We start from the raw sequence: 14,055 nt of genomic DNA, 5'->3' as shown, positions 1-14,055 counted from the left end.
CGTCTTCCCCCCCTCCTGCCCCTGAGCGCGGCCCTGTTGGTGGCGTGCACCGCCAGCCAGGCGGCGCCGGTGCCTGCCGAGCAATTGGAACGCGTCACCGTCAGCGCCTCGGCCAGTGCCCGTGCCGTGGTGGACGCGCCGGCCAGCATCACCGTGCTGACGCGCGAGCAACTGGAGCGCGAACCCATCACCAGCTTGGAAGATGCGCTGCGCCGGGTGGAGGGCGTGTCGGTGGTGGGCAGCGGGGCCAATGATTCGGACATCAATCTGCGTGGCATGCCGGGCGAATACACCTTGATCCTGGTCGATGGTCGGCGCCAGAGCACCCGCGAGACCATGAACCGTGGCACCGGCGGCGTGCAGTCCTTCTGGATGCCGCCCGTGGCCGCCATCGAGCGCATCGAGATCGTGCGCGGCCCCATGTCGGCCTTGTACGGCGCCGACGCCATGGGCGGCGTCATCAACATCATCACCCGCAAGCAGCTGGCGCGCTGGGGTGGCAGCGTCAGCCTGGGCGCCACCCAGCAGCTGGGCGACCGCCGTCTTGGCGATGGCCGGCAGGGCGATTTCTGGGTCGGCGGGCCGCTGGCTGAAAGCCTGAGCCTGCAGCTCTGGGGCGGGCTCAGCCAGCGCGAGGAAGACCGGCTGTTCTACCCCGGCAGCGTCACGGCCGCCACGCCCGCGCAGCGCAACCAGAACCTGGGCGCCAAGCTGGGCCTGCAGCTGGGCGAGGCGCAGCAGCTCGCGCTGGAGCTGGGCCAGGGCAAGCTGCGGCGCGAGGCCAAGCCCGGCAAGAGCCTGGCCGCCAGCGATGAGGACTACGACACCGAGCAGACGCGCGATTACTGGGCCCTCAGCCACAGCGCCCGCCTGCCGCAGAACGCGCGCTGGCGCTCGGCCCTGTACCGCGAGAACGGCCAGCAGCGCGAATGGGATGCGGGCGCCCAGCTCGCGCTGGAGCCGCGCGTGGCCAATACCGTGCTGGACAGCGTGCTGACCCTGCCGCTGGACCGCCACAGCCTCAGCCTGGGCCTGCAGTGGCAGCGCAACGACTTGTCCGGTGTGTCCAACGAGACGCCGGCCCAGGGCCATGCCCGCAGCCCGGAGCAGATCAAGGCCACGGCCGCCGCCTTGTTTGCCGAGGACGAGATCGAAATCAGCGAGGCCCTGGCCCTGACCCTGGGCCTGCGCGCCGATCATGAAAGCCGTTACGGCACGCACTGGAGCCCGCGCGCCTACGGCATCTACAAGCTGGGCCAGGGCTGGAGCCTGCGCGGTGGTGTGGGCAGCGGCTTCAAGGCACCCAAGTTGCGCCAGGCCGAGGCCGGCTACTGCATGAGCACGGGCGGCAACTCGCCGCGCCGGGGCTCGCTCTGCGGTAACCCCGAACTCAAGCCCGAGACCAGCCGCAGCACCGAGCTGGGCCTGCGCTGGGAGGGCCAGCGCGGCAATTACGCGGCCGCCACGCTGTTCCACAACAGCTTCCGCAACAAGGTCGTGTCCTTCAACACCGGCAAGGTGGATGCGCTCAACCCCAAGCTGGACGTCTATGTCTACGACAACGTCGACCGCGTCAAGCTGCAAGGCCTGGAGCTGAGCGGGGCCTGGCAGTTCAGCAGCGCCTGGAGCCTGGGCGGCAATTACAGCTACACCGATTCGCAGCGCCAGGGTGGTCGCGAGACCAGCTTTGACGGCAGCAGCCTGGACGGCCGGCCGCTGGACAAGACGCCCAAACATATGGCCTCGCTGCGCCTGGATTGGCAGGGCATGGCGGGATTGCAGGGCTTTGTGCGGGCTAACTACGAAGGCGCGCAGTATTGGGCCGCCCTGCGCAACGGCGCGCGCGGCGTGCGCGAGCGCCCCGGCCAGGCCACCGTGGACCTCGGCGCCAGCTACGCCATCAACCCCATGCTGACGCTCAGCGCGGCCCTGCTCAATCTGACGAACCAGCAATTGGCGGTGGATGAGCGCACCCGCAACACCGGCCTGGACGGCAATTGGCAGATCGACGAAGGCCGACGCGTCTGGGTTCGTCTGGGGGCACAGTTTTGAGCGCTTTGCCGCCGCCGCTGGCCGAAGGTTTCCTGCGCCTGCCGCTGCAGAGCTGGGCGCAGCTGAACACCGACAGGGCCGATGCCTATCTGTTCAAGCTGGCCAAGCATTTCGCCAAGAAAGTGCCGGTGCAGCTGAGCGATGAGTTGGCGCAGGTCGAGTTTGCCTTCGGCCAATGCGAGCTGCGCTCGCCCCCAGGGGCCCAGGTCTTGCGCATCCATTGCGCCTGCGCCCATGCACAGGCTCAAACCACCATGCATGCGGTGCTGGCCTCGCACCTGGCCTTGCTGAACCGGCAGGTGCCGGTCGAATTGTTTTGGGAGAACTTGCCATGCTGAATCGCCGTGTCATGAGTCTGGGGCTGGCTGCCGGCCTGGCCCTGCCCCTGTCCGGCCGGGCCCAGCCCGCCGGCCGCAAGGTGCAGGACGCGCTGGGCCGCAGCCAGACCTTGCCGACCCAGGCCAGCCGGGTGCTGGCCTTGTCGGAGCGTGATCTGGACGCCGCCCTGGCCCTGGGGCTGAAGCCCGTGGCCGCCACCCTGGGGCGGGCGCAGGCGGGCTTTCCGCCCTATCTGGCGGCGCGCGCCGAGGGCGTGGCCAGCCTGGGCCAGTTTGCCAACCCCAGCATGGACCGGGTGCTGGCCGCCCGGCCCGATCTGATCCTGGCCGGCGGCCTGGCCGACGCCAAGCTGTTCGCCCAGCTGGAGCGCATCGCACCCACCGTCTCCACCTACCGGGGTCCCGAGCCCTGGACCCAGAGCCTGCAGCAACTGGCCGCCTGGCTGGGCCGCGAGCCGGCGGGTGCCGATTGCCTGCAGCGTTATCAAACCCGTGTGGCCGGCCTGCGCCAGCGCCTGGCGGCGCAGCAAGGCCGCAGCGTCAGCCTGGTGCGCTGGACGCCGCAAGGCCCCACGTATATGAAGGGCCAGGCCTTTGCCGGCCTCTTGCTGGGCGAGCTGGGCCTGCTGCGGCCGCCGCGCCAGCAGGAGCCGGGGGCCGGGCACTCGGCCCCGCTGTCCAGCGAGGCCCTGGGCGAGATCGACGCCGATTGGCTCTTGATCGGCATGTTCGGCAGCGGTGCCGGCCACGACCCGCAGGCCTTGCAAGCCTTGCTCAAGCAGCCCGAGTTCCGCGAGCTGCGCGCCGCCCGTGCGGGCCGGGTGCGCCAGGTCGATGCGGCGCTGTGGACCGTCACCGGCGGCCCGCTGGCCGCCATGGCGGTGCTGGACGATGTGGAGCGCCTGATGCTGGCAGCGGCATGACGCCATCGCGCGGCCTGGGGCTGGGCCTGGCCTTGGCGGCCCTGATGCTGACGGCCTTGTTGTACGGGCCCGGCCGGGTCGGCATGGCCGAGGCCTGGGCCGGGCTGTGGCGGCCCGGGCAGCTGGACGAGCATGGCCGCATGGTCTTGCTGCAGCTGCGCCTGCCGCGCCTGCTGGCCGCCCTGGCCGTGGGCGCGGCTCTGGGTCTGGCCGGCTGCCTGATGCAGCGCCTGACCCGCAACCCGCTGGCCGAACCGGGCCTGCTGGGCGTCAACAGCGGTGCCACCCTGGCCATCGCCCTGGGCCTGAGCCTGCAGGGCAGCTTGGGTTCGCTGGGGCTGATGTTGTGGGCCTTGGGCGGCGCCCTGGCGGCCACCCTGGCCGTGCTGCTGCTGGCGCGGCGCGGCAAGGCCGGCCGCTCGCGCCTGTCGCCGCTGCGCCTCTTGCTGGCCGGGCTGGCGCTGGCCGCCACCGCGCGCGGCCTGATGGCTTTCCTGCTGCTGATGGACCAGCAAGGTCTGGACCAGTTCCGCTTCTGGGTGCTGGCCTCGTTGGCCCGGGTCAAGCCGGACAGCCTGCTGCTCAGCCTGGCGCCCCTGGCCCTGGGCCTGCTGCTGGTGCTGGCGGCCGGGCCACGCCTGAGCCTGCTCTTGCTGGACGACGAATTGGCGGCCGGCCTGGGCGCGCGCCCGGCGCGGCTGCGTGCGGTGGCGGTGCTCGCGGTGGCCTTGCTGGCCGGCGGTGCCGTGGCCTGGGTGGGGCCGATCGCCTTTCTGGGCTTTGCCGCGCCCTATCTGGCGCGCAGCCTGGGTTGGCAGGCGCCGCTGGCCCAGCTCTGGGCCAGTGCGGGCCTGGGGGCGCTATGCCTGCTGGCGGCCGATCTGCTGGGGCGCTGGCTGTTCGCCCCCTTCGAGCCGCCGCTGTCCGCCCTGTGCGCCCTGGCCGGAGCGCCCTTGCTGGTGCTGGCGGTGCGGCGCGATGCCAGCTTGGGGCTGCAGCGATGAGCCGCTTGCGAGTTAGCGCGCTACAGCCGGGGCTTTACTACCTGGCTGAGGGTTCGCCGCAGCTGCGGCCGCGGCGCTGGGCCTTGAACGCCTTGCTGGCGCTGGGGGTGTTGGGCTTGCTGCTGCTGAGCCTGCTGGCCGGCGAGCTGAGCCTGAGCCCGCTGCAAGCTTGGAAGGCTTGGCGGGGCGAGGATGCGATGGCGCTCTTCCTGCTGCAGGAGATCCGTCTGCCACGCGCCCTGGCCGCCCTGCTGGTGGGGGCCAGCCTGGGCCTGGCCGGCCTGCTGCTGCAGACCCTGGCCCGCAACCGCCTGGCCAGCCCCGATGTGGTGGGCGTGCATGACGGCGCCGTGCTGGCCTTGGGGCTGGGCTTGATGTTCAGTGCGGATGGTTTGTTAGGCCCCTGGTGGCTGGCCCTGGCCGGCGCCTTGCTGAGCCTGGCCCTGGTGTTGCTTTGTGCCGGCGGCGTGGGGCGCCAGGGCCAGCGGGCCCTGATCGTGGGCCTGGCCGTGGCGGCGCTGGCGCGGTCCGGTTTCGAACTGGTGCTGGCCACGGTGGAGCTGGCGCACAGCAGCGCGCTCTACAGCTTCAGCATGGGCAGCTTGCTGGCCAGCTCCTACACCCAGCTGCTGCCGGTCAGCCTGGGCCTGGGCGGGCTGCTGATCCTGCTGCTGCCCTGGCTGCCGGGCCTGGCCCTGCTGCAGCTGGGCGAGAGCCAGGCCCAGCTGCTGGGCCTGCGGGTGGGCCGCCACCGGCTGATGCTGGTGCTGCTGGCGGGGGCGCTGGCGGGTTTGGGCGTTAGCGTGGCCGGGCCCATCGGCTTTGTGGCCCTGGTGGCGCCCTTGCTGGCGCGTGCCTGGCTGGGCTCTTTGCCCTTGCTGGGGGCGGCCCTGCTGGGCGCGGCTTTGACCCTGCTGGCCGATCTGCTGGGCCGCCTGCTGCTGGCACCGGTAGAGCTGCCGGCCGGTGTGCTCAGCGGCATGCTGGGCGGGCCGGTGTTGTTGTGGCTGTTGTTGCGGGATGCCGGCCGGGAGGATGGGGAGTGAAGAGCGAGATGGATGTTCAGAAAGAAGGCCTGCAAGTCCTGGGCCTGCACGCCGGCTACGGCAGCACACCGGCCCTGCGCGGGGTGGATCTGCAATTGCGGCGCGGCCAGGTGATGGCCGTGGTGGGGGCGAACGGCTGTGGCAAATCGACCTTGCTGCGCTGCATGGCCGGGCTGCTGCCCTTGCAACGGGGTCAGGTCTTGCTGGACGGCGAGGCGCTGGCGTCCATGCCCCTGGCCAGCCGGGCGCGCCGCCTGGCCTTGCTGCCCCAGCAGGCGCTGGCGCCCGAGGGGCTGACGGTGGCTCAGCTGGTGGCCTTCGGGCGGCGCCCGCATCAGCAGGCCGCGCTGGGCCTGTGGCAGCGCTGGTCGGCGCAGGACGAGCAGGTACTGGCGCAAAGCCTGCGCGATTGCGATCTGCTGGATCTGGCCGGGCGGCGCCTGGACCAGCTCTCCGGCGGCCAGCGCCAACGCGCCTGGCTGGCCATGGTGCTGGCCCAGCAAACCCCCTGGCTCTTGCTGGACGAACCCACCAGTGCCCTCGACCTGGGCCATGGCCATGAGCTGCTCTGCCTGGTGCGCCGGCTGGCCGAGGCCGGGCGCGGCATCTTGATGGTCTTGCACGATCTGGGCGCGGCAGCCCGCCATGCCGATTGGCTGCTGGCCCTGCAGGACGGCCGGGTCGTGGCGGCCGGCCCGCCGCGCGAGGTGGTGACCCCCGGCCTGGTGCGCCAGCTCTACGGCTTGGAGGCGCGTGTGCTGGCCACGCCGGGCGATGGCGCGCCCCTGGTCGTGCCCCTGATGACAGCGGAGTTGCAAGCATGAGACGTCGTGAATCCCTGGCCTTGAGCCTGCGCGTGACCCTGGCCCTGCTGGCGAGCCGGCAAGCCTGGGCCGAGCCTGCATTGCCCGCGCTGCCCCAGTTGCAGCCCGCTCAACTGGACCATGCCCAGACCTTTGAGCTGACATCCCGCCACACCGGCCAGCGCTACCGCATCTGGCTGGGCCTGCCGGACGGCCCGCTGGCGCCGGGCCAGCGTGGCTACCCGGCCCTGCTGGCCCTGGACGGCCAGGCCGCCTTCGCGCTGATGGAGCCCCAGCGCGCCCGGCCCGAGCTGCGGAGCGAGTTCCGCCGCGCCAAGATGAGCGGGCGCCGGCCCGGCCTGGTGCTGGGCATAGGCTATGCCAGCGGCGACCCCATCGATGTGGATGCCCGGGCCTTGGATTACACCCCCACCAATCACTGCGCGCCCTGCGACAAGCTCTCGCCGCGCCATGGTGGCGCGCCGCGCTTTCTGGACTTCATCGAGCTGGAACTGCTGCCCACCTTGGCTCGGGTTCTGCCGCAAGTACCGCTGGACCCTCAGCAGCTCAGCCTCTTTGGCCATTCCTACGGCGGCCAGTTCACGCTTTACACATTGCTGAACCGGCCTGCTCTGTTCAGGCGTTACTGGGCCTCCAGCCCCTCGTTGTGGTTTGGCGATCGTTTTCTGCTCAAAGACCTTGCCGCGCGGCTGGCCGCCCTGGACAAGCCGCCCGGTGAGCGCCGCGTCCACATCGCCGTGGGCCTGCTGGAGCAGGCGGCCGACCCCAGCCGCACGGCCGAGCGCAATGCGCGGCTGGCCGCCAACCGCATGGTGGACAACGCGCGCGACTTCAGTGCCGCCCTGCGCGCCAGCGACTGGCCCGGCCTGCGGCTCAGCCTGGCCGAGCTGCCCGGCCATGACCACGGCGCCATGTTCATGCAGGGCGCGGCGGCGGTGCTGGACTTTGCGTTTGGGGATTGAACGGCAAGTGGCCGGCCGATGGCCAGTTCACTGCGATCTGGGAGTCGTGAACTGTGCCGCGGTTCCCCGGTTCGTAAACATAACTCTTAATTAGGGCGGAATAAAATCCATCTCCTTGTTTTTCATGGCTGAAGCGGATTGACACTGGGTGTCAATTTTGTGTCTGACAATTTGTGTCACGCAGATTCGCTACTGAAGTTGAGTGCAGGAGAGATGGTTTTGGGTTGTCAGGGGCAGGGCATTGCCGAGCGCATGTGCCATATTTTCGAGTTGTTGCTGGATCAAAAGCCTATCGACAAGGCCAAGCTGGCGCAGCGATTCAATACCAGCGAACGCACCATTTACCGGGATCTGCGCCGCATTGCGCCTTTGCTGCAGCGGCGTGGGAAGCTGGGCCTGGTGCGCCCCGATGTATTGCGGCATGTGACGATGGCTACCGGCCTGTCTGGGCTCTTCCCGGACCCTACGCTGCAGCATTTGCGTGCGCATATCGCGCAAGACCCTGCCGCTGGCAGCGCGTCTCCTTTTGTCGTCCATGGGCCCGACTTCAGCCTGCATGCGCCCCAGGGGTGCGCGGTGTTCGATGCTGCCGCACTGGCCATCCAGGAGCGGCGCTTGGTGGGCTTTTTCTACAAGGAAAAAGCCCGCGAGGTGCAGCCCTACCGGCTGATCAACAAGGGCGGCGTCTGGTATCTGGTGGCCGTGGAGGCAGGGCTGCTGAAATCTTTTGACCTGAGCCGGGTCGGGCGCGTTGAAATCCACAGGCAGGGCTTCGAGCCCGAAGCAGCGATGCTGGAGCGCGTGCAGGGCAGTGAAGGCATCTGGTTCGGTGGGCAGGAGATCGTCGTAGAAATACGAGTGTCAGTGCAAGTAACTCATTATTTCAAGCGACAAATGTTGTTGCCAAACCAGACTCTGGTGTCGCAGGATGAGGCCGGCAACCTGCTGCTGCGGGCCAGCGTGGTGCATCCGGACCAGATCCTGCCCATCATCAGGCAGTGGATTCCCCATCTGGAGATCGTCTCCCCGCCGCAGCTGCGTGAGGCCTTGTATGCCGGGCTTTCGCAATACCTGGCGGGCGGCGGCCATGCCATCTCATCCGCCCGCGCGGAACAAGAGGTTTGCTGAGCATGCCCGTCAAACCCCGCCTTCTGGTGTACCGCGCCAGCTGCCGCCAATGCGGCCATGTCTGGCACAGGGAGCAACGCAGCGATGTGTGGATGCCTGTGGGCGCCTGCCCGCGCTGCGCCAGCCCTGACCCGCAGGTGGACAGCCAACGCGGGCATCTGCCCGTTTTGCTGGCGCGCCTGGAAGACCTGTTCCGTAGCCGACGCTGAAAAGCGCCCACCCCTCCCTTTTAGCCGCATTGAGACCTCGTTTTGTCTGCTGAATCCTCCGATACCCTGGCCGCTGGCAAGCGGCGTGCCATGTTCTGGCTGCGCGCCGCCGCCGCTGGCTTTGCTGTCAGCTTTGTGCTGCCGCCCCATTTTTTGAGCAGCTTGCTGCGCCATGCCTGCGAGGCCGCCATGGTCGGCGGTCTGGCCGACTGGTTTGCCGTGACGGCGCTGTTCCGCCCCGTGCCCATCCCATTTTTGCGCCGCCACAGCAATGTGATACCGGCCAACAAGGACCGCATTGCCGAGCAGTTAGCCAGTTTCGTCAAGGACCGTTTTTTTGGCAAAGATGAAATCAGGGCGATGCTGCGCAAGCATCAGCCGCTGGAGCTGTTGGCAAGGTGGCTGATTGACGGGCGCAATGCCAAGCAGGTCTCGACCTATGCCTTGCGCTTCACCAGCGAGGCACTCAGCACTCTTACGGACGCACCGATACGCCAGGCCCTGCAAGAGGGCGTCAAGAACGCGCTGAAAAAGCTGGACCTGAACGCCTCCGCGCTGACTCTGCTGCAAGGCCTGACCCGCAACGGCCAGCACCAGGCCTTGCTGGACGATGTGTTGCGCTTGCTCAAGCGCAAGCTGGCCGGTGAGCAAAGCGCCGAGCAGGCAGCCACCCGCATCGCCGAGTGGGCGCAGGCGGAATACCCCAAGCTGGACAAACTCGTTCCTGACAGCCTGTACGGCTACCTGGGCAAAAAATCCGTCGAAGCCGGCGAGGGCTTGCTGAGCCGGGTGCTGAACAGCCCTGAGCACGAGTTGCGCGCTTACGTCGATGAGCAGTTGCAAAACTTGCTCGAACGCATGCGCAACGACTCTGCGTTCGCCGCCCAGGTCGAACAATTCAAACAGCGCCTGCTGGCGCATGAGGAGCTGAACAACTACCTCGGCCAGCTCTGGGGCCAGTTGCTGGAATGGCTGCGCAAAGACATCGCCGACGAGCATTCCGCCATCGGCCAAAAGATCGCCGCCTTGGCCCAGGGCTTTGGCACCCGGCTGCTGCAAGACCCGGCCCTGCGTGAAGCGCTGGAGGCCCATATCGAAACCGCTGCCGAGCACATGACGCCCGAGTTGGCCGACTTCCTGGCCCGCCATATCAGCGCCACCGTGCGCGGCTGGGACGCCAAAGCCATGGGTGAGCAGTTGGAGCAAAGCGTCGGCGCCGAGCTGCAAGCCATACGCGTCAGCGGCACGGTGGTAGGTGGCTTGATTGGTGCGAGCTTGTATTTGGTGGGCTGGGTCTTGCAGACGCTGCCAACATTTTTCCCCTGACACAAGCGCGGAGCGACGACATGAAAGGCATTTTGGGACCCTTGCTGGCTCTCATCGGCGGAGCCATGGCTTTGTATTTCGGGCTGATCCTGCTGTACGCGTTCTGGCCACTCGTAGTCTTGGCTGCAGGCTTGACCATTACGCACAGCCCCAAAGCCATGGGGCTGGCGTGGAGTCATTGGGAATGGCTGGCGGTGCTGGGGGCGGTTTGGCTGCAGGTAAGGGTATCTAAGAGTTTGGGTAGGGGGAATTCTGCTGGGTGAGCAGCGTTGCCAATCAAGAAGTAGCTTTTTTATAAGAATAAATCTATGTTTGAAAGTGTGTTTGACGCTGTGGGGCCCTGTTAGTGACCCCTGCTAGCTGCTTCGGGTGATCATAATTAGAAAACCCAAGACTCTGCCGGGGGTAGACATTTTTGTCTTGCTGGTGCATATTTTTTGAATGCGTGTTGTCCATGAATTTTAAGTGAGCTAGGTATTGATGTTTCCATGTGACGGTTGTGGGCTATGTTGCCGACATGTTGATAGGAGTGACATAACGCGGCATATGGATAGGGGTGACGGTGCATGTGTTTATATTGAGGGCGATATGGTTACGTGCAAAATATATGATAATCGACCTGAATTTTGTCGCGTTGATGATTCATATAAGATTTTTGCTGGTAAGTTGAGTTTGATTGAGTATTACAAAGAAAACGTTGCTATCTGCAATGCGCTTCGTGCAGAGCATGGCTTTGATTATGTGTCTCTTGTTATTAAGGATTGTAAATAATGGCTATTCCAATTATTATTGGTGGTGTTGCTTTGGCAGCGGGTATGTTTGGGGCGAAAAAAGGGTTGGATGCAAAGAGAAATTACTCAGCAGCTGGCGAATTGGTGGATCGAGCGGAGCATGACTTAAATGCCGCCCGTGATCGTCTTAATTTGAAGAAGGATCAGGTTTCTTATGGCTTGGAGCAGCTTGGTATATTGCGGCTTGAAACAGAGAGTGCACAGCTCACGAAGTTCGTATGTATTGCCAGAGAAATAAATAACGTGTCTTGTGCGCCTATTGAGATTGGTGGCGTGCAGGTTCGCGTTGACTCGCCTGATATCGCTGCAATGGAGTTGAGCTCCTACAAAGCAGCGGATCTACTCAAGGATGGGGTGGGAGCCTTGTCGTCCGGCGTATTGGCTGGGGTAGGTGCTGGCGGCCTTGCATCCAGTATTGGTGTCGCGTCAACTGGAACCGCAATCGGCACTCTTTCCGGAGTTGCTGCCACAAATGCCACATTGGCATGGTTGGGCGGAGGTTCGCTTGCGACAGGCGGAATGGGAATGGCCGGTGGAATGGCAGTCTTAGGTGGTGCCATTGCTGGGCCGGTGATTGCCGTTATGGGCATGTCAGCCGCTAAAAAGTCAGAGCGAGCCTTGACAGAGGCTTTTGAGCGAGAGAGCCAGATTCGCGACGCAATTGAACAAGTTAACAATGGCGTGACTGTACTTTGCAGTATTCACTCGCGCGCGCAAGAGTTGGAAAAAGTTATTCGGATGTTGTCGGAGCGTTTCGAAGAATTGTTGTCTCAGGGTGAAGTGATGATTTGCCGTAGGAAAGTTGACGCGGCGAATATTAAAGATGCTATAAAAGTTAAACAGAAGGAATATGAAGAGAAAAATGTTTTTATGCGTGGTTTGGCAGGTTTGGTAGGGGGGCGGCCTAAGCTATCTTTTGATGATCCACTGAATTTCAATAACTTCTCATCGCAGGATAAATCGCTTTACATGGTGCTTGCTAGGTTTGCTTATGCCGTTAATGCATTGGTGCGAGTCAAGATTTTGGATGATGATGGCATAGTCACGCAAGACAGTGAGCAGGTCATTTCGGATGCCAAGAAGATATTGGAGGGTGCGTAAAGTGAATGACGCAATTAGTGGTCTGATGTCGATCTTTAGTAAGGTGAAAAATTCATCATCAAAGTCGATTTCTGTTGTACAGAATAAATCTCCTGACTTGCTTGGGCTTACCAAGAGTTTAGCGGGGATGCCAGTTCACGTTGTTGAAGGCCTTACGGATGTGCTTGATAATGCCTTGGATTATCTGAGGGTTGCAGAAGAAGAAAAAACAAAACGAGAGGATATTTCGGCCAAGAGAGATGCGGCGCTCGCAGAGATTAGAGCGAGACGCGACATAATATCTCAGTTGATGACATATACATTCGAAGAGCGTGCGGTCGTCATAAAGAAACAATTTGACGTGTTGGATCGGGCACTGGCAGATGGAAATGTTGAGCTTGTGAATGCGTCACTCATATCTATGGTTGATGTGGTTAAGTCTTCGCCATTCAAGAGTATTCAGGAAATGCAGAGTTCTTTGGCGAATAAAGATTTTACTATTCGACTGGAATAGCAAATAAGGTCTGCGACCTTTCGTGGGTTCGTTTGAAGTCAATGGGGACTTCAAAGCTGATGGTTCGTTCCTTGGGCAAGGCTGCAGCTGGGCCTGTCCGCCAGCCCTGTCAATGACTTGCCACGACGGAAGAATTTCTGCTCTGTTTCTGCCTTGAGAATCGAGCTTTTTATGCTAGGCCTCGCAATGTGTCGTCGGTCTCCTGGCCTCAGCGGTTGCCTTCAAGCCAGCCTCACCTCCCTCCCCCCCAGCCTCTTAGCCAAACCTGTAGCCAACAAATTGGCCAAGGTGTAGACGGTCACCTGCGGATTGGCGCCTATGCTGGTGGGGAAGAGCGAGCCGTCGTGCACCGAGACATTGGCCAGCTGCCAATGCTGGCCGTCCGGCCGCACAACGCCCTGGCCGGCCTCGCTGGCCAGGCCGCAGCCGCCCATCACATGGGCGCTGCCCAGCACGGTCAGAAAGGGCTGGTAGTTCAGGCCCTGGATGGCACGCCTGGCCTGCTCCCAGGAGTGGTAATCCTCGGCCTGCTCATGACCCGGCCGCACGCTCGTCGCACCAGCGGCGAACTGGAGCTCGGCCATGGTCAGGTGGGCGCGGCGCACGCCGTCGAGCAGGTAGTCGTTCAAGGCATAGGACAGACTGGCGCTGCCGTCCGACTTGAGGCTGACCGTGCCGCCGGGGGCTTGCTCGTGGAAGCCGTCGCGCAGCAGGGCGATGCCGACGTGCAGATGCGGGAAGGCCTTCATGCGCCCGCCCAGCACGCTGCCCATGCCGCCCAGATTGGTCAGGGCAAAGCCCGGGTGCACCGGCGCGGTTTCCAGCTTGTAGCCCACCGGCCCGTCGATGGGGTGCTGACGCAGGAACTGATCGGAGAACACGCTCATGGGCGCGCCACTCCAGCCCTCGACGGCCTCGGGCAGCAGCGCGCTGCTGACGGCCGTGGGGTGTAAAAAGGTGCGCTTGCCCAGCCGTTTGTGCGGGTCGGGCGCGCCGGAGCGCAGCAAAAGCGCGGGCGAGTTGATGGCGCCACCGGCGATGACGAAATGCCTGGCCTTGATGCGCAGGGCCGGGCCGGTGGCATCACCGTTCAGCGCAATCGGCTGGCAGATCAGGGCTTGCGCCTGATCGCCCTGCAACTCCAGGCGCTCGGCGCGGGTTTGCACCAGCAGGGTGGCGCCCAGGTCAAGCGCAGCGGGAATCGTGGTCACCAGCATGGACTGCTTGGCATTGGTGGGGCAGCCCAGGCCGCAGGAGCCCAGGTTCCAGCAGCCTTTGACGTTGCGGTGCATCTTGTTCACCTCGACGCCTAGCTTCAGGCCGCCCCGCTGGATCACCGCGTTATTGGCATTCGGTTCGCCCAGCCATTCGCCTACATTGAGGCGGCGCTCGACCTGCTCGAACCAGGGCGACAGGGCCGCAGCATTCAGCTCGGTCAAGCCGTATTTTTGGCCCCAGAACTCCAGCGTGCTGGCGGGCGTGCGGAAGGCCCCGGCCCAGTTGACCGTGGTGGAGCCGCCCACACAGCGGCCCTGCAGTATGGGCATGGTCTGCTCGGCGTTCTTGCGCCCGCCGGCCTCCTGGTAGAGCTGGCTATAGGCCTCGGACTCCAGCTGGCGGAAGTCGCTGCTGGAGCGCAGCGGGCCTTCTTCCACGATGATGATCTTGAGCCCGGCCTTGGCCAGCAACTCGGCCGTGATGCCGGCGCCGGCGCCGCTGCCGACGATGGCGACATCGCAGTCCAGGCGGGTGGGCGCCGGGCGGGCCTGGCCCGCCACGTCGTCGCCGTACACCTGCCAGCCGCGCGCCAGGCCCTGGGCGATGGGATCGATGATGCTTGTGCTCATGGGCTGTGGGC

At 64.7% G+C, this 14,055-nt stretch carries 15 protein-coding genes; 14 read left to right on the top strand and 1 reads right to left on the bottom strand.

The window, feature by feature from the left end:
- Window positions 1-39 precede the first annotated feature (39 nt).
- The 14 genes from HNP55_RS18765 (at window position 40) to HNP55_RS18700 (ending at window position 12,197) form a co-directional block, all read left to right on the top strand.
- Window positions 40-2,052: a TonB-dependent receptor domain-containing protein gene (locus HNP55_RS18765; RefSeq protein WP_184302919.1), complete on the top strand. Its 2,013-nt coding sequence runs from the start codon at window positions 40-42 to the stop codon at window positions 2,050-2,052.
- Window positions 2,049-2,390, top strand: coding sequence for a DUF2218 domain-containing protein (locus HNP55_RS18760; RefSeq protein WP_184302915.1), 342 nt, complete (start codon window positions 2,049-2,051; stop codon window positions 2,388-2,390). Before HNP55_RS18765 ends, HNP55_RS18760 begins: the two co-directional genes overlap by 4 nt.
- Entirely contained in the window at window positions 2,384-3,313 is a 930-nt protein-coding gene (locus HNP55_RS18755) for an ABC transporter substrate-binding protein (protein ID WP_184302912.1), read from the top strand. Before HNP55_RS18760 ends, HNP55_RS18755 begins: the two co-directional genes overlap by 7 nt.
- Complete coding sequence (locus HNP55_RS18750) at window positions 3,310-4,317, top strand: iron chelate uptake ABC transporter family permease subunit (protein ID WP_184302909.1); 1,008 nt, start codon at window positions 3,310-3,312, stop codon at window positions 4,315-4,317. Before HNP55_RS18755 ends, HNP55_RS18750 begins: the two co-directional genes overlap by 4 nt.
- Window positions 4,314-5,363 (top strand): iron chelate uptake ABC transporter family permease subunit, encoded by a 1,050-nt coding sequence (locus HNP55_RS18745; protein WP_184302906.1) that lies wholly within the window; start codon window positions 4,314-4,316, stop codon window positions 5,361-5,363. Before HNP55_RS18750 ends, HNP55_RS18745 begins: the two co-directional genes overlap by 4 nt.
- An 8-nt stretch (window positions 5,364-5,371) precedes the next feature.
- Window positions 5,372-6,187 (top strand): ABC transporter ATP-binding protein, encoded by an 816-nt coding sequence (locus HNP55_RS18740; protein ID WP_184302903.1) that lies wholly within the window; start codon window positions 5,372-5,374, stop codon window positions 6,185-6,187.
- Complete coding sequence (locus HNP55_RS18735; RefSeq protein ID WP_184302900.1) at window positions 6,184-7,149, top strand: alpha/beta hydrolase; 966 nt, start codon at window positions 6,184-6,186, stop codon at window positions 7,147-7,149. The genes HNP55_RS18740 and HNP55_RS18735 overlap by 4 nt, the downstream gene beginning before the upstream one ends.
- A 138-nt stretch (window positions 7,150-7,287) precedes the next feature.
- A complete protein-coding gene (locus HNP55_RS18730) occupies window positions 7,288-8,277 on the top strand; it encodes a helix-turn-helix transcriptional regulator (protein ID WP_184302897.1) in 990 nt (329 codons plus the stop codon).
- Window positions 8,278-8,279: 2 nt separating this feature from the next.
- Complete coding sequence (locus HNP55_RS18725) at window positions 8,280-8,486, top strand: hypothetical protein (RefSeq protein WP_184302894.1); 207 nt, start codon at window positions 8,280-8,282, stop codon at window positions 8,484-8,486.
- Window positions 8,487-8,528: 42 nt separating this feature from the next.
- Window positions 8,529-9,812, top strand: coding sequence for a DUF445 domain-containing protein (locus HNP55_RS18720; protein ID WP_184302891.1), 1,284 nt, complete (start codon window positions 8,529-8,531; stop codon window positions 9,810-9,812).
- Window positions 9,813-9,832: 20 nt separating this feature from the next.
- Window positions 9,833-10,075: a hypothetical protein gene (locus HNP55_RS18715; protein WP_184302889.1), complete on the top strand. Its 243-nt coding sequence runs from the start codon at window positions 9,833-9,835 to the stop codon at window positions 10,073-10,075.
- A 217-nt stretch (window positions 10,076-10,292) separates the two neighbouring features.
- Window positions 10,293-10,583, top strand: coding sequence for a YkgJ family cysteine cluster protein (locus HNP55_RS18710; protein ID WP_184302887.1), 291 nt, complete (start codon window positions 10,293-10,295; stop codon window positions 10,581-10,583).
- Entirely contained in the window at window positions 10,583-11,704 is a 1,122-nt protein-coding gene (locus HNP55_RS18705) for a hypothetical protein (protein ID WP_184302885.1), read from the top strand. The genes HNP55_RS18710 and HNP55_RS18705 overlap by 1 nt, the downstream gene beginning before the upstream one ends.
- Window position 11,705: 1 nt before the next feature.
- Complete coding sequence (locus HNP55_RS18700) at window positions 11,706-12,197, top strand: hypothetical protein (RefSeq protein ID WP_184302883.1); 492 nt, start codon at window positions 11,706-11,708, stop codon at window positions 12,195-12,197.
- 221 nt (window positions 12,198-12,418) lie between these two features.
- Here the strand turns inward: HNP55_RS18700 and HNP55_RS18695 are convergent, their stop codons facing one another.
- The gene (locus HNP55_RS18695; RefSeq protein ID WP_184302881.1) at window positions 12,419-14,044 is read right to left on the bottom strand and encodes a GMC family oxidoreductase; all 1,626 of its coding nucleotides are present in this window, start codon (window positions 14,042-14,044) and stop codon (window positions 12,419-12,421) included.
- Window positions 14,045-14,055: the final 11 nt, after the last annotated feature.

The organism is Roseateles oligotrophus (assembly GCF_014204525.1).
GTDB classification, from domain to species: domain Bacteria; phylum Pseudomonadota; class Gammaproteobacteria; order Burkholderiales; family Burkholderiaceae_C; genus Paucibacter_A; species Paucibacter_A oligotrophus_A.
Note: the sequence above shows the minus strand (reverse complement) of the source record. Positions and strands in the feature narration are given on the sequence as shown.

Coding starts and splice junctions, on each gene's coding strand:
- HNP55_RS18755 (WP_184302912.1), top strand. CDS start 2,384: ATGCTGAATCGCCGTGTCATGAGTCTGGGGCTGGCTGCCGGCCTGGCC.
- HNP55_RS18750 (WP_184302909.1), top strand. CDS start 3,310: ATGACGCCATCGCGCGGCCTGGGGCTGGGCCTGGCCTTGGCGGCCCTG.
- HNP55_RS18745 (WP_184302906.1), top strand. CDS start 4,314: ATGAGCCGCTTGCGAGTTAGCGCGCTACAGCCGGGGCTTTACTACCTG.
- HNP55_RS18740 (WP_184302903.1), top strand. CDS start 5,372: ATGGATGTTCAGAAAGAAGGCCTGCAAGTCCTGGGCCTGCACGCCGGC.
- HNP55_RS18735 (WP_184302900.1), top strand. CDS start 6,184: ATGAGACGTCGTGAATCCCTGGCCTTGAGCCTGCGCGTGACCCTGGCC.
- HNP55_RS18725 (WP_184302894.1), top strand. CDS start 8,280: ATGCCCGTCAAACCCCGCCTTCTGGTGTACCGCGCCAGCTGCCGCCAA.
- HNP55_RS18715 (WP_184302889.1), top strand. CDS start 9,833: ATGAAAGGCATTTTGGGACCCTTGCTGGCTCTCATCGGCGGAGCCATG.
- HNP55_RS18710 (WP_184302887.1), top strand. CDS start 10,293: ATGTTTCCATGTGACGGTTGTGGGCTATGTTGCCGACATGTTGATAGG.
- HNP55_RS18705 (WP_184302885.1), top strand. CDS start 10,583: ATGGCTATTCCAATTATTATTGGTGGTGTTGCTTTGGCAGCGGGTATG.
- HNP55_RS18695 (WP_184302881.1), bottom strand. CDS start 14,044: ATGAGCACAAGCATCATCGATCCCATCGCCCAGGGCCTGGCGCGCGGC.